Source organism: Parasulfitobacter algicola (assembly GCF_013315265.1).
Taxonomy (GTDB): domain Bacteria; phylum Pseudomonadota; class Alphaproteobacteria; order Rhodobacterales; family Rhodobacteraceae; genus Parasulfitobacter; species Parasulfitobacter algicola.
Genome location: NZ_JABUFE010000025.1, coordinates 1 through 19,240 on the forward strand (window position 1 = coordinate 1; position 19,240 = coordinate 19,240).

Below are 19,240 nucleotides of genomic sequence, written 5' to 3' on the forward strand. Positions count from 1 at the left end.
GCCAGCGGGCTTTAGTTCCGCGCGAACAGGCCGAACACAAGACCGTATCTGACAAATTGCCAATTGCTTCGAAAAAAGTCTTGCTTTGCAGGTGCCAGCCACACAGGACTAAGCTGCCGTTTGCGACAAGAAATCGAACGACGCCATTTCACACTAGTCAGTTTACGGCAGCAATGCTTGGCCTACCTCCGACATGGGTCACTACATAGTAGATCTGCCGCTCCAGCGATCCGAAATTCGTACCCGTTGAATGCTCGCGCGGCAGGACGATGTAGCGTCCCTCGGCGCAGGCTGTGAGGATGTCGCACCAGCCAGGCAGGACGTCGTTCAATCGTTCGAAAGGGCTGGTGGCAGTATCGCCATAGGCGACCGTGAAAGTGTCAAAAAGGTAATCAGCGTTATGCTCTGGCATCGTCTCAGCGCTGACCGTTTCTCCCCAGATCACCCCCCGATCTGACATGGATTGCGCAAAATCTGTCCGCACCATGCCCAGGTCTTCCAGCACCTGCGTCAGACCGCCATATCCAGCATAAACCTCAAGGCTGCCATCCCAGCCTTGGATCTTGGCGTAACTTGCGCCTTGCAATTGCGGTACCCAACGTCGCGCATCTTCGATCAGGGCGGTATAGCGCGCCAATTCAAAGTCGAACCTGTCCATAACACCCGCCGCATCCGCGATAGCGCGGGTGCTGACAAATTTCTCATTTGATCGCGGGATCAGGACGACAGGTCCGGCCGCGCGCAACTTTTCAATATGATTGGCGTCTGCATCCTCCCATTCAAGGATCAGATCGGGCGTAAGGCTGGCGATGGTTTCATAATCCCATGCGTCCCATTGCCCGACAAACGCGATGTCAGAGTTTTCAAAATCCAGCCCGTAGAACAAGTCAACCGCGCGCATATACAGCGTTCCGTCGTCAGTCGTACGACCCATCGAACCGACGACAGGCGCGCCAAGCTCGATCAGGGTCAATGTGATCGACTGATCGTGCATGCCGATGATGCGTTCGGGCCGGACCGGGATTTCGGCGTTTGTTCCAGTCGCATCGGTGATCGTGCGCATATCTTGTGCGCCGGCTGCCGTTGCAAAGAGCACTGCGATAAAAAAAGCGATGAGTCTCATGGTTCCAGTTCCTTTTCATGAGCTTTCGATGCCCGCGCGCAGGTAGGTGCGTCGCAGATAATTATGGAAGCGTTCTGTCCGGCTTGCGTCGTCACGCAGAACGCAGGTGGTGCAGTAGTCGGGCCTGCCGGGACGGGTATAGGCACGACAGCACCCCCCGCGCACCCGCAGCCATTGGCCGATCTCTGGCGCTTCGGGCAGGGTGATGTGGTCAAAACGGACCTTGCGATTGGTTAACTTCGTGCCTGGTTCCCGAAGGATGGACATTGCAGCATCCATCCCCTCTTGTTCGCGGTCCAGCGCGCGACCGTGGGTCAGAAATGCATAGGCGATGCTGTCCCCGATCAGCCTGTGAAAGGCAGTGTTGCTCAGCTTGCTCAGATGGGTCATGTCCCCGACCAAAGGGTGGAAAAGACCCTCTACCGTCTTTGCAAAGGCATGGGGCGACAGTGACGGTGCAAATGCGAGCGCGTCAGGCGTCAAGGTCAGGTCAAACGCCTGGGAAACGCCGTTTTCGCCGTCCTCCGTCCACTGCACGAAACGCGGACAGACATGCACCGCATCCATATCTGCCCCAACAACCCAGTGCCCGCGCAAGGCCAAGGCGGCAAAGGTCTGGACCACCGCAAAACTCAGATCACCCATCAGGTAGGCTGCACATAACTTTGTGTCCGGCCCGTCTACGTCAATCGCGGCATCCGTCATCCACCGCCTAAGTGTCGGCACCGGCACAGCTTCGAGGGGCACGCCATCCGCGTCTCTCTCCAGCCCTACGATCGGTGAAAAATCGTCGTCCAGCCGTGGCAGGGCAATGGCTTGGTCCTGCCATGTTTGGCGCATATGGATCATTCGATCACCAGATTACGGTTGATGCTGTCATCCAGCAACACGGCGCTAATCTGCTCCATCCCGTTGACGATCTTGCCCCAGGCGGATCCGACCATCTGTGATCCGTCAAGGACATAGATTTGCCCCGCCTGCGCGACGGGCAGGGCCTGAACGACGGGTTCGGACATGAAGGCATCGAACTCTGCCGATGCGCCACCTTCGTCTGCGTCAAAGGTCAGGAACATCATCACATCGGCGGCATGGTCTCCGATGACCTCGAGGCTTTTGTTGACACGATCCGTGCTCCAGTCCGCCTCGGCAGGGGTCATTGTGGGATCGAGCGCGCGGCGGATCGCGCCGAAGGCTTGTGTTGGTTCAATGCCATAGAAACCGTCGCCCGCGTGTTCGCGGGTGACCACCGACAGGGTTGTCGTGTCCATCAAGTCACCAAGCTCCGCGCGCACTTGGGCAGCGCGGTCCTGCATCTGGGCTTGCAGTTCTGTCGCCCGATCCGTGCGGTTGACCAGATCGGCGAACTGAAACAGCGCATCTTCAAGCGGCTGGTTAAACATGTCGATGACCACGACCGGTGCGACGCTTTTGAGTAGGTCTGGTGCTTCCGGCGGCCACGGTGACGCAATAATCAGGTCGGGTTGCATAGAGGCGATTGCCTCGACATCAGGCGGGCTGCTGTAGGATCCGATCCAGGTCACGCTAGAGGTATCATACCCCTCCATTCGGCGAAAAATCTGTGCACCTGCGCTGTTGACGTGACCCGAAGATGCCACGGGCGTCACACCCAATTCTATCAGGGGCAACAGCCCGTTCTGGTCTTGCAGCGTGACGATCCGCTTTGGGTCGACTGGGATACAGGTTTCGCCAGCCGCGTGGATAAAAGGCCGCAGGCCTTCATCGCACTCAAAGGCAAATAGCGGTGTCGCCAAGGCGGCGAACACCACAGAAAGGGTCTTTTTCAATGTCATAGCAAACTCCATTTTTCATGGTGCGTGCTGGCTGGCCGGATACTGGCGTGGCTTGCGATATCGGGATCAGTTGATTTTGCGGCCTGCGGTCACGGTCGTGAGCAAGTCGATGGACCGGTGCAGCGATGTGAAGGTGTAGCCCACCATCACATCACGTTCATACCAAAAGAGATTGCCGGTGCTGACACCGTCCAGGTCACGCCAGAACGGTGCGATCCCGTCCCATTGTGCGGTCAGCATCGGAACGGTCTGGCCCCAACGCGGCGCAATACTGGCCAACATGATGTCGCCGTCGAATTCCTGAATGCGTTCGACGCTCAGCCCGTTAAAGCCTTCGGTCTCCTCGGCCTGAATCGTGGGCTTGGCAAACCCGATATCGTTGATGACCTGATCAATGGCCCCCCAGTTGGGGTAATACCAGAGGCCGTTCTCCCACATGTCAAAGCGGGATATAACAATATCCTCGGGTGCGCCGATCCGCTCTTTGGCAGTCGCGATGCGGGCGTGGTAGGACGCAAGTTCAGTGTCAAACGTCGTTTCGATCCCGGCGGCATCGGCCAGCCACGCCATGTGATCAAGGAACAGCATGTCGTCGGGCATCACAATCGCGGGGGCGATCGCCTGTAATTGCTCTAGTGTGTCGATTTGATAGGCCCGCAAGATGATCAGGTCCGGTTCAGCTGCCGCGACCGCTTCGACATCGGGTGGATTATGCCCGCCAAGGTCAATCAGCCCGGCGGCATCAACGGCGTCCTGTCCAAAGATATCGACGGCGCCGCGGACCCAGCGTGGACCGTCGCCATCAGCCTCGCGGGTGATGGTTGCAAAAACGGGTGCGCCCATATCCATCAAGGGGGTCGTAACGCTGTCATCACGCAGGCTGGCAATACGTTCTGGCATCTCTGGGATACAGGTTTCACCAGCATCGTGAGTGAAGGCGCGAAAACCCGTGTCGCAGGTCAAAGCGAAACCAGGTGTAGCCAGCACTGTCATGGCGCATGCTGCAAAGGTCAATTGTCGGGTCATTGGTTGTTTCCTTCGGTCAAATCAACGGGTGTATCGCGGTCGGCGAAGGCCGCGTTCAGAGCGGGTTCAAGCCGGTCGAGCACATATGGCAAGCTGAGGAGTGATGCATGGCTGAACGCGCCAGTCAGAAGGTCATCGACAAAGACCTCACCGCCTTGCAGCACATTGCGCCCCGGCAGCGCAAGGATGTGGGCAAAATCCTCCTGCGAGGTAAACCACAGGATCACATCGGCGTCGATGTCGGGCAGGATTTCACCGCTGATATCAACAGCAAAACCGTCTTCGGGCACGAGGGCATCGACAGCAGCAGGTGTCATCAGGCCCAGATTGGCAAGGATTTGTGGCCGCACATCGCCGCTGCCATAAACGCCAAGTCGCCCATCCCAAAGATAAGCCACGCTGGCGGTGCGTCGCTGCCAGTGCGGATTGGCCGTTTGCAAACTATCGAAACGTGCATTCAGCGCTGAAATCGCAACCTCAGCCTCGCCCAGGCGACCGGTTGCCAGCCCGGCAAGGCGGGCGCGGGCGTCCCATGGCATTTCGTAGTCGCCCACACCGTCGGGCACTGCAACGACCGGTGCAACTTGTGACAGTTTTGTATGCATGTCCGCATCAATGCCGGACCACATGGCGAGGATGACATCCGGGTCTGTCGCGGCCAATGCCTCAAGGTCGATCTCGCGCTGCACCACCAAGGGGTTTGTCGTCAAAAGCTCAGCCGCCCACGGCCAGACGGATTTTTCATGGTTGCCGTACCAATAGCGGATCGCGACCGGTTGAACGCCAAGGGCCAGCAGGTCGTCCGCACCGTTGAAATCAAGCGTCGCAACCCGGTCAGGCTGTCCGGCAATCACGGCGGGGCCAAACCTTGTTTCAATCGTAAGAGGAAAGTTCTGCGCCATAGCGGTGCTGCTGCTGACGAAAACTGCCAGCGCCGAAAGGACTATTCTTGCAAAGCATCTCATTGGTAAAACATCTTAGTTTGCGAGCTGTATGAATGGGTTAGACATATGCGTGGTCAGTGCGAAGATAGCGGCCCCGACGGCGTCATAGGACGGGGTCGTCACCTCTTCGCGAGGTATAGCGATGAGACGTCCTGCAGCGCAGGCCGTCAGGACATCGCAGTACCCCGGAAAAGCGTTTTCCATGGCGGCAATCGCGTCCGCAGGTGTTTGCCCCCGGTCTGTTCGATAGGTCGTGAATACCCAGTCTGCGTCAAATTCCTGCAAACGCTCGGCCGAGAAGGTTGGGTATTCGCCGGGTGCGGTAGACGCCTGGATATCGACCACTTCGAACCCGGCATCTTCTAGGATCAGGGTGAGGTTGCCATAAGGGTAGCTTGTCCAGAACCCGCCGTCGCCACCATGGATCACACTGACGGTGGTGCCCGCCGGCACCAATGCTGCCAGTTGCGCGATCTGGGAATCATAACGCGCCTTCGCCTTGGCAAGCTGATCCTCCGCACCCAGCAAGCGTGCAAAGAAAGCCTGCCCATCGTGAACGGTCGAGTCGGTCGCATAGGCAATCGTTGGGGCAATCAGGGTCAGCTGATCCATGTTCACCTCGTCCTGCCAGTCGGGCCAGATGATCAAATCCGGTTCGAGCGCCGCGATCAATTCAAGATCGACGGGGTAATCACCCACAAACGTGATGTCAGAGTTGTCGAACTCCACGCCGGTAGAAACCGCAGAGGCGCGGAGGGTCGCTGTTCCGTCTTCGCGCAAGGACCCCTGACTTCCAACGGGTGTGTGACCAAGCTCAATCAGGGGGACCGTCACATTCTTGGACCCAAGCGAAACGATCCGCTCCGGGCCTTCGGGGATGCAGGTTTCACCCTGCATATGTGTGAACAACCGCATGCCTTCGTCACAATCGATGGCAAGGGATGGTGTTGCCGCACAACTGGCCAAAACAGCAAGACTGATACGTCGCATAGACGTCTCCTTTTGATATTTTACAGGATGTGTGCTGGCAGGGCGCGTGGCGCCTAGAGCTGGCGGGTTGACTGCGTCTTCAGGATCAACAACAGAAATACGGGCACACCGAGGATCGCGGTCAGGATACCCGCAGGTATTTGGACGGGGGCAAAGGCGATGCGCCCGACAAAGTCGGCCAAGCCAACCATTAGCGCACCGGTCAATGCGGTCAGCAACAGGTGTTGGCCGACACCGGAATGCGCGAGACGTCGTGCAAGGTGCGGGGCTACGAGGCCGACGAAGCCAAGTGGTCCGACAGCCGCAACCGCAAATGCGGCAAGCGCCACCGACAGCGTAATCATTCCGATCCGCGCCGACCTGATTGGCACACCCAGTCCGATTGACACTTCGGGCCCCAACCGCAGCGCCGACAGATAGCGCGCTGACCAGATCAGCCCGGGTGTCAAGATCGCCAGACACAGTGTCAGGCTCCAGACCTCGGGCCTACCAACGGCGTGGATCGAACCTGCCAACCAGCCCAAAGCCGCGTGAGCCTGATCGATATCGCCGTAAGTTAGCATGGCATTGGTTATCGCAGCGATAAACGCGGCGACGCCAATGCCCGTGAGGATGAACCGCATCGTCGCACCGCCGGTGCGCTGCATCGCGATGCTCTGGATCAGGGCGGCAACGGCAAGCGCGCCAGCGAAAGCCAGCAGCGGACGCCAGAACAGGTTCATTTCAGGAAACAGAACGATTGCGGATACAACGGCAAGACCGGCCCCTTGGCTGACGCCAACAAGCGACGGGTCAGCCAAAGGGTTACGGGTGACATATTGCAGGATCGCGCCGGACAGCCCGAACAGCGCCCCGGCGATGGCGGACACGACCGTGCGCGGAAACCGGAATTCCCATACCACGGTACGGGCGATCTCTTCGGGTGGATTGCCCGCAAGCGTACTCCAGACCCCAAGCAGGCTGAGCGGATAACTTCCGCTCATCAGGCTTGCGACACTCACACCGATCAACGCGACGAGCAAGAGTGCGGCGACAACCAGCGCATGGCGATGCAAGCGCATGGAAATGCGCCCATTCCAAGGGCTCAGGACCAACACGCTCACAGCCGCGCCCTCACAAGCCACACGAAGAATGGCGCCCCCAGCAGTGCGGTGACAATCCCGGTCGACACTTCAATGGGGGCAAGGACCATGCGGGCGGCGATATCCACGACCAACAGATAGACGGCGCCAAGGACCGCCGATACAGGCACAATCGCACGGTAGTCCGCCCCGACCAGGATGCGCGCAACATGCGGGATCACCAGACCGACAAAAGCCATGGGTCCTGCAATGGCTACAGCCGCCGCTGTCAGCGAGATGACCGAGAGCATCGCCAGCAGTTTGACGCGTGCGACATCGACGCCCAGACCCACGGCCGTTTCATCCCCCATCGCCAACGCGGTTACTTGCGGGGCCAGCAGCAGCGCCAGTACCAACCCGCCAATCAGCCAAGGCAAGGCCCAGATCAACACATCCGTGGATCGTCCGGCCAAGGTGCCGGTCAGCCAGACGCGCAAGCGGTCAAAGCTTTCCTGATCCAGCAAATGCGCTAATGAAATGAATGCCGCAAGGAATCCCGTGATGGCCGCACCCGCAAGTACAAGTGTCAACGGTGTTGATCCGCCCGGGGCCGCTGCAGCGATCCCCCAGACCAATGCGGCCGTTACCGTCGCGCCCAAAGCGGCGAGAAACGGGATAAACGCCGGGTCAACCAAACGGAAATAGCCGACCGCCATGACCACGACAAGTGATGCTCCGGTCAACAGGCCCAGAACACCGGGTTCGGCCAGCGGATTGCGCGTAACGCCCTGCATCAAGGCCCCCGCGACCGCAAGCGCCGCGCCGACCAGCACGGCGTAAAAGGCCCGTGGCAGGCGCAAATCAGTTACCACAACATGGTCAAAATTGCTTTGATCATAGGCAACAAGCGCCTCAAGCACGACGTGTAGGGGTACCGTCTTCGCGCCGACAGCAATATGCCAGCCAAAGGCCAGCACAAGCCCGCCTAGAAGAACCGGCAAACTGAACCACCCGGCTTTTGTCATGATGCGGGCTCTGCAATGGCGGGAAGGCATACGGGTCGGCCTGTCACAGGGTCTTTGATGACGCTGGCCTGAAGACCGAAACCGGCGGCAAGGTTCTCTGCCGTAATCACCCGCTCCGGCGCACCTTGAGCGATCAACCGTCCGTCCCGCATAATCACGATCCGATCTGCAAACATTGCGGCGATATTCAATTCATGCAGCACGACAAGCAGGGTCCGGCTTTTTTGACGAGCGACTTTTCGGAGCAATGTCATCACATCAACTTGCACCTTGAGATCAAGAAACGTCGTCGGCTCATCCAGCAGGATCACGTCCGTTTCCTGCGCCAAAATCATTGCGATCCAGCAGCGCTGGCGTTGCCCGCCAGACAGGCTGTCAACACGGCGGTCCGAAAACTCGATGATATCGGCAGCCTTCATCGCATCCGTCACCGCGCGGCTGTCGTCGGCTGACCATTGCCGCGTCAGGCTTTGGTGCGGAAAACGCCCCTGGCTCACAAGCTCATGCACCGTCAGACCTTCCGGAGCGATTGGCCCCTGCGGTAAAAGCGCAAGCTGCCGGGCAAGATCGCGCGTCGGCATGGCATGAACACTCTGCCCATCCAGCAACGCCGCCCCCGACATTGGTTTGAGGACACGTGCCATCGCTTTCAGCAATGTTGATTTGCCACAGCCATTTGGTCCGACGAGAATAGTAACTTCACCCGGATTTGCCTCCAGATCGACGTTATGGACAATTTTCGTTGCTGCATAACCGACGCACAGACGATCAGCGCGTAGCCGCGGCGCAGATACCGTTCCGGTTCGACTGGCAAAAGATTCTATCTCTGTCTTGGCATGCTTCACTTCGAATCTCACAAAATACAGACCAATTTTACTGGCCTCACATTTACCCTACTTTTTTAGTCAGAAAAAGTGAAGGCAGTTTGATATGGTCGATGCGCAAGACAAGAAACAAAACGACGGTCGCATGCTTAAGGTCCTCGCTTGGAAGACTCGGATTTATGAAGCGGACATTGGTAAGAGGCGCAGCATTAGTTGTTCTGGACTATCTTTTGCCAGCGGAGGCAGCGCAGCATCCTGTGATATGTTGCCTTGGTCAACGTCGGGTTGTCGTTTTGGGAGGGCATGGCGGGTTGGAGGATCAGTCATGGAAACACCAAACCTACCAGCCATTCGCGCACTTCGCCCCGCCTGGAACAAGGGTCGTATCGTTGGTCAAAAAAGGCCTTTGAAGCCCAAACACGTTTGGGCCATCCTTTGCTCAGACGGATTACTAACACCTCTGTGGCCTGATTTCAGGGGGCTGGGTCAGGTGGCGTGCGCGCGGACGCTGCGAATGCTGCGGACGAGCTGTTCCACCACCAGGCACGCCTGGAATACCACATGGCGACAAATTTTCATTCGAACACAACCCTGCTCAGTCGACCGGGAAATCTTCTGATAACCCAACTGCGGGTAATAAGTGTTATTGTGTGCGTTGTAACTCGAGCCATGGCAGTAGAGATGCCGGAAAGCCACCATCAAACATAGAGCCGTTCTAAATGTCAGACAACCGAACAGTACTTAGCTGCAAACACGTCGCTGCTGGAAAAGAGGCAATAAAAATAGAAAACGATGATGGCTACCTTAGTACACGCTGTGGTTGTGGTGTTATTTCATCGGCAGAGTTAAATATGAACGAACTGACTGTGATCGAACTACGCCATGTCTTCGATGGTAATTTGGCTAGAACGCATTTAGCGAATGCTCAGGCAAGATTTGTTGATAACGAATACTGGGAATTCAACTCTGTCGACAATAAGAAGGCAAAGTTTATACCTGCCGGTGCAAAATGGATGCTTGGGCTTGCCGATTTCGAAGATCAATTCTTTGATGTTGATTTTTATACCTTGCAGAAAGACAACGGTGAGATTGGAAAAATGTACTCACAGTCGGGATATGAGATGATCGCGTTTTGGTCTGATTTGGAAGCAATTGAGCAGTTGGAAAACACCTCTCCGGTCGCTGTTACAAAAATCAAACTAACCCTATCTGTCTTAAACTGTATAGATAAAAAGTTTGGATGTTTCTTGGTGAATCCTGATGCGAATGACTACCAAAGAATTGTGACACGATCTCAGTTGGAGCGGAAGCTTATCTAGAACGACCAATATATCTATCACTTTTCGGCACTCTCTGTCACCGAAATCGAGAATCTGACCCCTAGTGGTCTGGTTGCCATTGAAACACTGCGCGAGGGCGATTTGATTGTGGCGCGGGACGAGGAGACGGGGCAGAGCCTGATCTCGTCGGTGACTGCTGTCATGAAACGTCAGGCGACGGATGTGCTGTGGCTGACGCTTGAGGATGGTTGTGGCCAAGTGTCCCGCCTTGGCGTCACGGCCACGAAACACAAACAGATGCCCCGAATACGGATCCTGCTTCAGAACGCCCTCGGCCATTCGCGATTGGCATGAAAGCCGAGCGTGATCTCGGTTCATTCATTCACCGAAATCGTGACATTGCGAGCGCAGCGAATGTCTCCTTCGACGAGCCGAAACGCGGCATGAAGGCTAAAGGATATTTTCGGCAAGGAGGTCAGCCGCGATCTCCTCGCAAGGCTGCGCTATAAGGACTTGATCGCGAGTGGGCCGCGGTCGCCGCGGCCATCTTCCTAAAATATCCTCGGGGGAGCGATTGATCAGCTTGGGGAAAACGCTGAACGGTCCGATTTGCTCAATTGCGCGGCAAAGTTCCTCGAAAGCGCATGCCAATCCCATGTGGATATCTCATTAATAATCTTACCAAATATCGAAAATGAATGGTCATTACGGGGGAGTCTCAAGAATAGCGTCACCATGACATAAAGCAACGTGAAAGGATCAAACGAAAGACACTCGAAGCGCGACGCTTGCATCACCACCAGCACGCCGCATAATCAAACCAACAAGATGAGCCAAACTCTCTCCTAGTTTAGGCCCCCATTGGTTCCAAAAACCCTGACGACGGACACTCTAAAATCTTTTAGAAAGATAATCTTTGATAATCACTTCATCCAAGTAATCTGATAACTGTATGGAACTTATATTATGGTCGTTTACCTGTAAAATATCTGCACCATGATTGATTAAGAATTGAACGGCTTCCAATGATCCACTTTCAACACCATTATGCAATGCAGAGTAGCCATGCTCACCTTTTAGATTAATATCAGCTCCGCTTTTCAATAGAATCTCCATTTCTTCTATTAAACCTCGTGTTGCAGCCACATTTAAGGGGTAATCGCCAAATTTATTTCTTGAAAAAGGCGTCAAACATTTATCACCTTCCCATTCAGGAAATGTAGAGTAAAAGTTCAAAAGATCATCCAATAATTTAGTCATCGAGAGATACCTAATGTTGGACAAATTTGGGGGCACTCATCGCGAAGTGCATCTTCTAACCTACTGATACGGTTTTCTAAATTGCTGTTTTCGATCGAATGCCCTAGATCATTATCATTATACCATTTTTTCCCAAATGATTGCCGCATAGCCAAACATTGTTTAGCATGCTCATAATTATTTTTCAGATCTTGACAGCGATTACCAGTCGACGGTGGTGGGTTTTTACAATATGTACTATATGCGCGTCTTTCTCTGCCCCTTTCTTTTTCTTGTGCGCGAGGCAAGGATGCACCGTTCTTAGTCATTTGACTAGCAAGATATCGAGCTCCATATCTAATTCCTGCTCGAATACCTATTCCGATACCGATGCGTATACCGCCGCCAATTATGGCCCCAGCATATTCTCCTCTGGGATCAATATACCTCCCCGGGTTCTGCAGCGCATAGCCATATACACTCGCCCCATCGACCAATCCTAGCGGATCGGCTTGGATGTATCGTCCTGTTGTGGGATCATAATCCCGCATCCAGTTTTGGTGGAGGCCTGCCTCGGATTGGAACCATTGGCCGGGGAAGCGCAGGTTGATTGCGTCGCCCGATGTTGTGTGGATGCCGCCGAAGGGGAGGTAGGTGGCTTCCCAGACTTTGGTGCCGTTGCTGTCTGTCGCAAACACCGGTCTTCCGATGTGGTCGGCACGGATGAAGTAGACCTGGCCGTTCTCGATGACGGCGACGGGGGTCATGTCCATCCAGACGTATTCCCTCAGCAGGGTGCTTGTTCCGGCTCCGGGGTCGTATTCATATTCGGCGATGCGCTGACCGTCCAGATCATGGACCGAATGCAGCGTCCGGCCCTCTTGTGTCAGCCTGCGGATGACCTGCTGACCGGCGGCGTTATAGACGTATTCGGACTGCACCACGCCGTTGATGGAAAAGCTGTCCATGCGGTTCGCGGCGTTGTAGGTATAGCCATACCCCCCGCCCGCGCGGTTGTCATAGGTGACATTCCCGCCCGTGTCATAGGTGAAGGTGCGGGTGTGGCCCTGCGCCTGTGCCACGCTTTGCAGCATGTTGTTCAGGCGGGGGTAGTCGTAGACATCGGTCTCGGCAACGCCGCCCACCGTGCGGGTCAGGCTGGTGCGGTTGCCCACGCCGTCATAGGCATAGGACAGGCTGTCATAGGGACCATCGGCACTGGCCAGTTTTTCCCGGGGGGTATAGCCGAATGTCTCGGATCCGGTGGGGGTCAGATTATCGGTGATGCCCGCCAGATTGTCGCGCAGGGTCCAGTTATAGCTGACATCACGCAAAGCGGTGCCCAAGACTGTATCTGTCATCCGGGTCAGCCGATAGGATCTGTCGTAGGTCGCAGCGAACTGCCCGCCGTCGCCGTAGGTGGCATTGGTCAGTGGCCCCATGGGCAGGTAGGTGGTGCCTGCAATCACCGGAACAGGTGCGCCGGTTCCATTTGGAACGACCGCAATGTCGGCAATCCTGCTGTCTGTGTCACGTGTGATCTGGACCTGCGTGCCAGAAGGATAGGTGACCTGGGTCAGATCCCCTTCGACGGTCAGATCATAATCCAGCGCATAGTTAACGCCCTCGATATTTCGGGTTTCAACATCGATAAAGCCGGTTTCAGCATCATAGCTGCGGTCTGTTGTGCCGCTTTGATCTGACGTCTGATCGATCTTGCCTTGGCCAATGGGGCCATTGTCGTAGGTGAATGTCTGATCAAGTGTGCTGTCCGACAGAAACAGGCGGGCCGTCAGACGGCCTGCGTTATCGTATTCATAGGTCGAGACCTGCCCACGGGCATCGGTCATCTGGCTGACCAGACCTCTGTTGTTATAGCTATACAACATTGTGCCACGGTCCGCACTTACCTCGCGCACCAATTCACCAAAGCCGTTGTAGTCAAACACGGTTTCAATACTGCGTGGATCGGTAAAACGCGTCAGTTGATCATCATCATCATGCTGAAGACCCGTTGTGTAGCCTGCCTGATCCACAGTCTCGCTGACGCGGTTCAGACCATCAAAGCTGTTTTGGATCGTGTGGCTGAGGGGATCGGTGATTTGCGCCAGATTATCTTCAACATCATGGTTGAAGTCCCATTCTTGTCCTTCAGCCCCAATGGTTTTCAGAATGCGGCCCAATTCATCAAACTGCGCGTTTTCAAAGAATGTGGCTGGGTTGGTACCATCGGAATACTCGGTGCCTGTGATATTGCCCATCAGATCATGAGTAAAGCGCATCTGGTCGCCAGACGGGCTGGTGATAGCCACCAGACGCCGCGCTTCGCTATACTCATAGGTCCAGGTGCGTCCCAACATGTCCGTAGAGGACGTCAGCTGTCCGATCACATCATAGGAAAAGGTACTGGTCTTTGGGCTGGCCCCATTCGGGTTCAGCACCATATCCGTGACACGACCCATGACATCGTATGTAAAGCCCCACTCAATCCCGTCCGGGTTACGGATCAAGCTCGGAAGCCCCAGATCATCAAAGCCAAGGATCTCGGTTTTCAGACCCACCGCATCCGTCACACTGGTCAGCCGCGCATTCGCGTCATAGGTATAGGTTGTGATATCCAGCACCCCATCCGCCGCAAGGCCGGGGCCGTCGATTGAGGTAAGGACATCCAAATCTAGCTGCTCAGCACGGGGTGTCACAATTTTACTATAAGTATAGATCCAAGTTCGCATTTCACCCAGGCTTGGGCTTCCTGCCAGAGTATCGGTCTGTGAATAGCGCAGCAGAAGACCGCTGTCGCTATACTCAAACTCTTCCAGCAGACCTTCGGTGATGCGGGTCAGAGGTTTTTGATAAACTGGATGCCAAGTATAAGCCGTGGTCCGTTCATTCAGACCTCCCTTGTCTTCAGTCTTTGTTTGTATTTGGCCATCCGCATACCGGGTATAGGTTGTTATTGTACCATTGCGCTCTGTACGGGAATAGACATGCCCTTTGGGTTGACCTTCGGGCGCGGCATAATCATAGCTTTGTGCCGTCGCTTGGCAATTTGGTGTCGCCAACCCTTCGACTGAGGTTATAACTTTGCGACCTTCAGCTTCCCCAAAGACATAATTAGTTGTATGTCCCAAAGCATTCGTCGCGGAGGTTTCGGTAAACGTATACCCATCCGCGCCACCAAAATGAGATGTCGATATGACGGGCCAAGAGTTCTTGAGCTGGCCTTGCTCGACATCTGCATAGACGACATCGTCACCAGACACATACTCATATTCAAAATTGGCATATGGGAAAGGTGTTCCATCATCATACGTGCGACCATCCCGAATTTCTATTAAAAGGAAAGGCGCAATATAGTTGCCATCATCATTCTTTTTATAGCTATACTCTGCAACGACTTCTACCTTGTTTAAGGTCAAGTCTGTGCGCATCACACGCTCAAGAGGAGCGTACTCGAGGTTACCAACATTTTCACCGTATTCATAATCTATTCGGACAATTGGATCGAAGTTTAAAAATGGCTCACTGCTATAGTCCCGCCGAATGAGACCAGTATCAAATTCGACACTCGTCAACAGCCTCGCAGAACCCGTTGGAAAATTAACTGTTGAATACACAATACGCGCGCCATTACCGCGATTATCAAACATCCAGACATTTGGGTTGCTAGCAGAATCTCCCCAAAAATATATTTGATAGCCATCTGGCCATTTTAATTTTGAGAGATTGCTATTATAAAACCACTTTTCAAGCCCACTTTTCTCAGTAACTATATCGTATGTATTCCATCGATAATATGTCCAGGGCTCAAAAACTATTTCTTGTCGACCTGTAAAAGAATATCCACCAAATTCAGGAGTTTCCAAGATGCCAAGTCCATCTTTTTGTAGAAAGGTGTGACGGGATCCATCTGCACGGGCGTAGGTCATCACGCCGTTGGTATCCGATCTAAATCGTTCTGAGAAACTGGCAGACCAAGCACCACCAAACATGCGATATAGGCCATTGGATGAAATTGTATCGGTCGACATATAGTTTCTAGATAGTGCAAAACGCGGCTCTGCTGGAAAAGCCCAATCCGTAGCTATCTCAAATTTTTCACGGGATCCAAGAAGTGTTGGATTCCCGATTGCATTACCGGCTTGTCCATCATTTGGTTGGTGACACATTTCAACAACCCGAAAAAGAGTCGCGCATTTACCAGCGTTAATCCAATCAGCTCGTGAGATTGAGCCGTCTTCTTGGATTCGATAGCAATATTGAGCAAGCTTATAAGACGTTTGCTCTGGTGTCCCTTTGCGGAAAATGCAATCTGCATCTCGGTCTGTGACATTTTCAACTACACCACCGGGCCCAATACCATTACACACAGTTTGCGGATCTTCGGCGAAATTTCCAAATAAAAAGTTGTCCCAGAGATCTAAATAATGTCGACGCTCTTCCTCAGGCGGCGGATCCTGTGCCATCACCGTAGACATCATTGAAAAAATAATCAGAAATGCTGAAAAAATTAGGGATATTTTTGACATGAAGCAATCCACCTAAAGCAGAAAAGATATAAAGATAACCAGTGCGGTTATTTGAGGGACAGAGGCTTATCAGAATGCGATCATTCTATAATTCTTACCTATGCGTTGACATCTCAGAGAAAGAAGCACGAGCTAATGCATACAATATCATACTGATATTGTTTACTATTTATAGATTTTTAAAGGAGCACTGATTAAACTAGATTACTATTATCACGCTACAGTGATTACATGTGATCGAACATGATTCTGAGATGATCCGCAACCCAAAAGTGTATGCAGCTAATATTTTTATAATTTGTGTTTTTAAAATAACTTGTAACAGGTCTGAAGTTTAAATGATGTACGCGCTAAGATAAATCCTCCGGCTTTTTTTGCCGAGATAATCAAATCACCCCTCTCACACACTCCTCTTGATATGCCGTATTTGTCTTGACATCTTTCGCGAGGTTTTCGCGATCATGTTTGATCCTGTACTGCAACACGTGTTCTGAGGGGTGATCAGCCCCATGTGAGTAGTCCATTTTGAATGTTAGTGCATGATTGGCCTGGTTGCCATTGACGCAGCCCCCTGATCCGGGCCGTTCGTGTGTAGAATCCGTTCCTGTTTCTTTCTGTTGATATGGTTTCGGTCAAGGCCTGCTGATCTACGCCGGAGAACGTGATGCCCCGGTGGCGGAAGACATCCGGGCAGTGCCCCTCGAACAGGGAATTGGGCTGTTGAGAACGCATTAGCGCAGCGCTGACTTTTCCCGCTGCGCGCGTGCTAAGGGGCTCGTCTTGTCTTGTTCAGCTTCAAGGGCGTTGGCAATTTCCATCTGGTATCTTTCTGGACCGCCGGAGGTCTCCCGATCCGACCCGGTTGCATGGAATGTACATTGTAGCGACCGCGCCATCTGCAACAGCTGTCGCCCATCTGCCTCCCCTACCCTTGGCGAGCTTGGAGAGAACAAACAAAGCCAAGCCAAAACCAAAGTCCCAAAAACTCACCGTAAAGCGCAAGGTGGGCAACCGAAATCTCTCGGTCACTTCCGTTGATGGAAACTTATCAATCAAGGTTGCAGGAGTGCCGATTGACCAAGAGCGTCTCGAAAAGCTTGGAGATTTAGTCGCAAGCTATTTGGACGTGGAAGACACGGAGAAGCATACCGACTGAAGACAGCGTTGGTGAGATATCCTTCGGAACGATGAGGCAAGGAGCAATGAGGGAATGACAAGTGAAATAACGGCAAAAGAAAAGCCCCCAAGCGATGTGGCCTGAGAGCTGATCTTAATGGTTTGGTCGCCTTCAAGATAAGTCTCACAGGTTTCACTGTCAACGACGAACGCTCCTGAGTAAACGCGATTCTTTTGCTTCCACAAAACCGGAGGTGAGATACAGGCATGAAACATACAGGTTACACCACTGACGTCGGCTATGGGCCGGGACCGTCAGTGCGGTCTTGGACGATCTGGCCGCGTTGCCGCGTCGCCGCATGTCGGCTTTGAGCCCAAATTGCCTGATGCTGCATAGAATACAAATGACCGCTTGTTGGCCAAACCGGATGGCACAACGCTTCAAACCATCAGATCGCAAAAGGCCTAAAATCAGATGATGTCTCTTGTGGAGGCAAGCTCGTCATTATTCTGATGGGCTGTCATCGCTCTGACGACCGAATTGTGCTGTTGTCTGTCCGCAATGCAGCAATTTCATTGAAGGGGTAGGGAACTCCGTACATCATCGTAGGGATGGACAAATAACCTGCGCCACATCTGCGTCGTTACCCTCGGTCGAAGCCAATATGAAAGCGCCCATCGCCGGACCTGATGCTAAAATTGTGGACCATTCCTGCTCAAGGAAACTTGAAATTTTTTCCAAATCTGAATTGGAGAGATTCTCAATTTGGTTATCCACGCGGCTCACCACATCTAGAATTATAGCAGACATTGTTTCGGGTCGTGTGGTATAATCCCACTTGCCCGTCTCACGAAATATTGCCGCAGTCTGAAACCCAACGTCATAAGCTATATGACCGATGGCAGTTGTCTTACCGCGAATAAGTACCGCCTCGGCCTTGGTTGCGTCGTCCGCTTGCGCTAAATCAATGGTCTCATTTTTTGTCAAATCGAAATAACTATGAAAGACTGAATTGTAACTCCGCGCCACATCAAGAAGTGCATGACGCGCGAGATCCTCGTCATTTTGGGGTGCTTGTATCGCGGCATTGTAAGCGGCCTCTAAAAAGCATTCCCCCCACTGCAAAGATGATACCTGCAGAAGGTATACCAAACCCAGGCTTTCATCTAAAACGTCATCCGTGACCGGAAGATACCGCCGCATTTCTCCCTCAACATCAACGATCAACGAATTTTCAGCTGTCTAGATTGAAAATGAGGTGCCCGTTTCCGAAAGAGTCTCCATCAATGCAAACTCAGAATTCACAGCGGGGTCTGGAACAACACCTGTGGCCGTCACCTCGGAAAGCACAATCGAGCCATCAGAAAGCGTATAGCGGCCAGAGTAAACAGCGGCATGATTCTCCGCCAGTGCACACTCAAATGCACTTTCACATTCGTAAGGAATCATGCCATTCATGTTGCTGACAAAACCTTCCAAAAAACCACCTTCCGTAAACTGGAGTGTTGAAAAGATTGGAATATTATAGCCATTCTTCGTACTTTGCGTCAGTCTGTCCGACACCCAAATCCGGCTTGGCTCTTCCAAAACTTCAACCGTAACTGGTCTGCAATTAGTACGGCAGGTACAAGTAGTGCTGCAAGGGCAGGTGCGGCTTGTTTCAGTCCCATCATGGTTTATTCCCCAAGAGCTAGATAATGTAGGTTCGGAAGAAGTTAGGCAGCTTATTGTCTAAGAGAATGATCAGTTTTTGATAGATAAGCAAGCTGCTCTTACCAACGCCGCGAAGAAGCCCATCCACGGAAAAACGGTATCACACAAGCGCATACTGATGGGACTGTTGCATTAATCTTCTGAGCTCAGCCGAAGGTGTAGCGAACCTAGCTGATCACGCACTTTCAAAGAGTTGGCTGATGAACTGGATCTCGCCCAGAACGCCTGGTTGCTTGTAATGAATATGGCCTTGCTTGATGGTTCGGATCGTTTCAATACCGCTGAGTGTTGCTTTGGCTGTTCGGAGTGAGCGGAAGCTCTGGCGATATCCAAGCAGCCGTTTCATGGCAGCGTGATCGCTTTCGATCCGATTATTGCGCCACTTTCGATCGATGTGGCGGATGCTGTCAAAATGCGGGTCATAACGGTGGTTGATCTCGCGGATGACACGGGCATAGGCCTGTGCTTTGTCGGTGCAGAGGGTCACGGGCCGATGCAGGCGGACGCGCTCAATGGCTTTGTTCAGGAAAGCCTTTGCCGCCTTCGCATCGCGCCGGG

General features: G+C 53.5%; 17 protein-coding genes and 3 pseudogenes. 5 read left to right on the forward strand and 15 right to left on the reverse strand.

The features are described from left to right. Positions 1-157: 157 nt before the first annotated feature. From HRQ87_RS19305 to HRQ87_RS19345, 9 genes are all read right to left on the reverse strand, one after another. Positions 158-1,123, reverse strand: a complete 966-nt coding sequence (locus tag HRQ87_RS19305; protein ID WP_174140084.1) for an ABC transporter substrate-binding protein — start codon at positions 1,121-1,123, stop codon at positions 158-160. A 15-nt stretch (positions 1,124-1,138) separates the two neighbouring features. Next, on the reverse strand, positions 1,139-1,972 hold the full coding sequence (locus HRQ87_RS19310; protein WP_174140085.1) for a (2Fe-2S)-binding protein: 834 nt from the start codon (positions 1,970-1,972) through the stop codon (positions 1,139-1,141). Then, entirely contained in the window at positions 1,969-2,934 is a 966-nt protein-coding gene (locus tag HRQ87_RS19315; RefSeq protein ID WP_174140086.1) for an ABC transporter substrate-binding protein, read from the reverse strand. Before HRQ87_RS19315 ends, HRQ87_RS19310 begins: the two co-directional genes overlap by 4 nt. 66 nt (positions 2,935-3,000) lie before the next feature. Then, complete coding sequence (locus tag HRQ87_RS19320; RefSeq protein WP_174140087.1) at positions 3,001-3,960, reverse strand: ABC transporter substrate-binding protein; 960 nt, start codon at positions 3,958-3,960, stop codon at positions 3,001-3,003. Next, the gene (locus HRQ87_RS19325; protein WP_174140088.1) at positions 3,957-4,862 is read right to left on the reverse strand and encodes an ABC transporter substrate-binding protein; all 906 of its coding nucleotides are present in this window, start codon (positions 4,860-4,862) and stop codon (positions 3,957-3,959) included. Before HRQ87_RS19325 ends, HRQ87_RS19320 begins: the two co-directional genes overlap by 4 nt. A gap of 75 nt (positions 4,863-4,937) precedes the next feature. Continuing rightward, a complete protein-coding gene (locus HRQ87_RS19330; RefSeq protein WP_174140089.1) occupies positions 4,938-5,894 on the reverse strand; it encodes an ABC transporter substrate-binding protein in 957 nt (318 codons plus the stop codon). A gap of 53 nt (positions 5,895-5,947) precedes the next feature. Further along, the gene (locus tag HRQ87_RS19335) at positions 5,948-6,955 is read right to left on the reverse strand and encodes a FecCD family ABC transporter permease (protein ID WP_174140090.1); all 1,008 of its coding nucleotides are present in this window, start codon (positions 6,953-6,955) and stop codon (positions 5,948-5,950) included. Positions 6,956-6,993: 38 nt separating this feature from the next. Continuing rightward, positions 6,994-7,980, reverse strand: coding sequence for a FecCD family ABC transporter permease (locus HRQ87_RS19340; protein ID WP_174140091.1), 987 nt, complete (start codon positions 7,978-7,980; stop codon positions 6,994-6,996). Next, on the reverse strand, positions 7,977-8,825 hold the full coding sequence (locus tag HRQ87_RS19345) for an ATP-binding cassette domain-containing protein (protein WP_174140092.1): 849 nt from the start codon (positions 8,823-8,825) through the stop codon (positions 7,977-7,979). The genes HRQ87_RS19340 and HRQ87_RS19345 overlap by 4 nt, the downstream gene beginning before the upstream one ends. Positions 8,826-9,129: 304 nt before the next feature. Here HRQ87_RS19345 and HRQ87_RS20385 point away from each other — a divergent pair. From HRQ87_RS20385 to HRQ87_RS20390, 4 genes and pseudogenes are all read left to right on the forward strand, one after another. Continuing rightward, a pseudogene (locus HRQ87_RS20385) lies at positions 9,130-9,237 on the forward strand (integrase); the annotation flags it as partial. 286 nt (positions 9,238-9,523) lie between these two features. After that, positions 9,524-10,123 (forward strand): hypothetical protein, encoded by a 600-nt coding sequence (locus tag HRQ87_RS19350; RefSeq protein ID WP_174140093.1) that lies wholly within the window; start codon positions 9,524-9,526, stop codon positions 10,121-10,123. 69 nt (positions 10,124-10,192) lie between these two features. Continuing rightward, entirely contained in the window at positions 10,193-10,438 is a 246-nt protein-coding gene (locus HRQ87_RS19355) for a polymorphic toxin-type HINT domain-containing protein (protein ID WP_281356703.1), read from the forward strand. 96 nt (positions 10,439-10,534) lie between these two features. Further along, positions 10,535-10,627: pseudogene (locus tag HRQ87_RS20390) on the forward strand (SMC-Scp complex subunit ScpB); the annotation flags it as partial. A 348-nt stretch (positions 10,628-10,975) separates the two neighbouring features. Here the strand turns inward: HRQ87_RS20390 and HRQ87_RS19360 are convergent. From HRQ87_RS19360 to HRQ87_RS20720, 3 genes and pseudogenes are all read right to left on the reverse strand, one after another. Further along, positions 10,976-11,344 carry an ankyrin repeat domain-containing protein gene (locus HRQ87_RS19360; protein ID WP_174140094.1) on the reverse strand — a complete coding sequence of 123 codons (369 nt, stop codon included), beginning with the start codon at positions 11,342-11,344 and terminating at the stop codon, positions 10,976-10,978. After that, positions 11,341-14,754: an RHS repeat-associated core domain-containing protein gene (locus tag HRQ87_RS19365; protein ID WP_174140095.1), complete on the reverse strand. Its 3,414-nt coding sequence runs from the start codon at positions 14,752-14,754 to the stop codon at positions 11,341-11,343. Before HRQ87_RS19365 ends, HRQ87_RS19360 begins: the two co-directional genes overlap by 4 nt. 471 nt (positions 14,755-15,225) lie before the next feature. Continuing rightward, positions 15,226-15,852 (reverse strand): annotated as a pseudogene (locus HRQ87_RS20720) (DUF6531 domain-containing protein); the annotation flags it as partial. 871 nt (positions 15,853-16,723) lie between these two features. On the opposite strand from HRQ87_RS20720, the gene HRQ87_RS19370 reads away from it, so the two are divergent. Then, on the forward strand, positions 16,724-17,008 hold the full coding sequence (locus tag HRQ87_RS19370) for a hypothetical protein (RefSeq protein ID WP_246252560.1): 285 nt from the start codon (positions 16,724-16,726) through the stop codon (positions 17,006-17,008). A gap of 561 nt (positions 17,009-17,569) precedes the next feature. Here the strand turns inward: HRQ87_RS19370 and HRQ87_RS19375 are convergent. The 3 genes from HRQ87_RS19375 to HRQ87_RS19385 all read right to left on the reverse strand — a co-directional run. Beyond that, positions 17,570-18,196: a hypothetical protein gene (locus HRQ87_RS19375; RefSeq protein ID WP_174140096.1), complete on the reverse strand. Its 627-nt coding sequence runs from the start codon at positions 18,194-18,196 to the stop codon at positions 17,570-17,572. Positions 18,197-18,211: 15 nt separating this feature from the next. Further along, positions 18,212-18,556 carry a hypothetical protein gene (locus HRQ87_RS19380; protein WP_174140097.1) on the reverse strand — a complete coding sequence of 115 codons (345 nt, stop codon included), beginning with the start codon at positions 18,554-18,556 and terminating at the stop codon, positions 18,212-18,214. A 301-nt stretch (positions 18,557-18,857) separates the two neighbouring features. Beyond that, positions 18,858-19,240, reverse strand: a 383-nt coding sequence (locus tag HRQ87_RS19385; RefSeq protein ID WP_174140098.1) for a DDE-type integrase/transposase/recombinase, incomplete at its 5' end; no start/stop codon positions are given.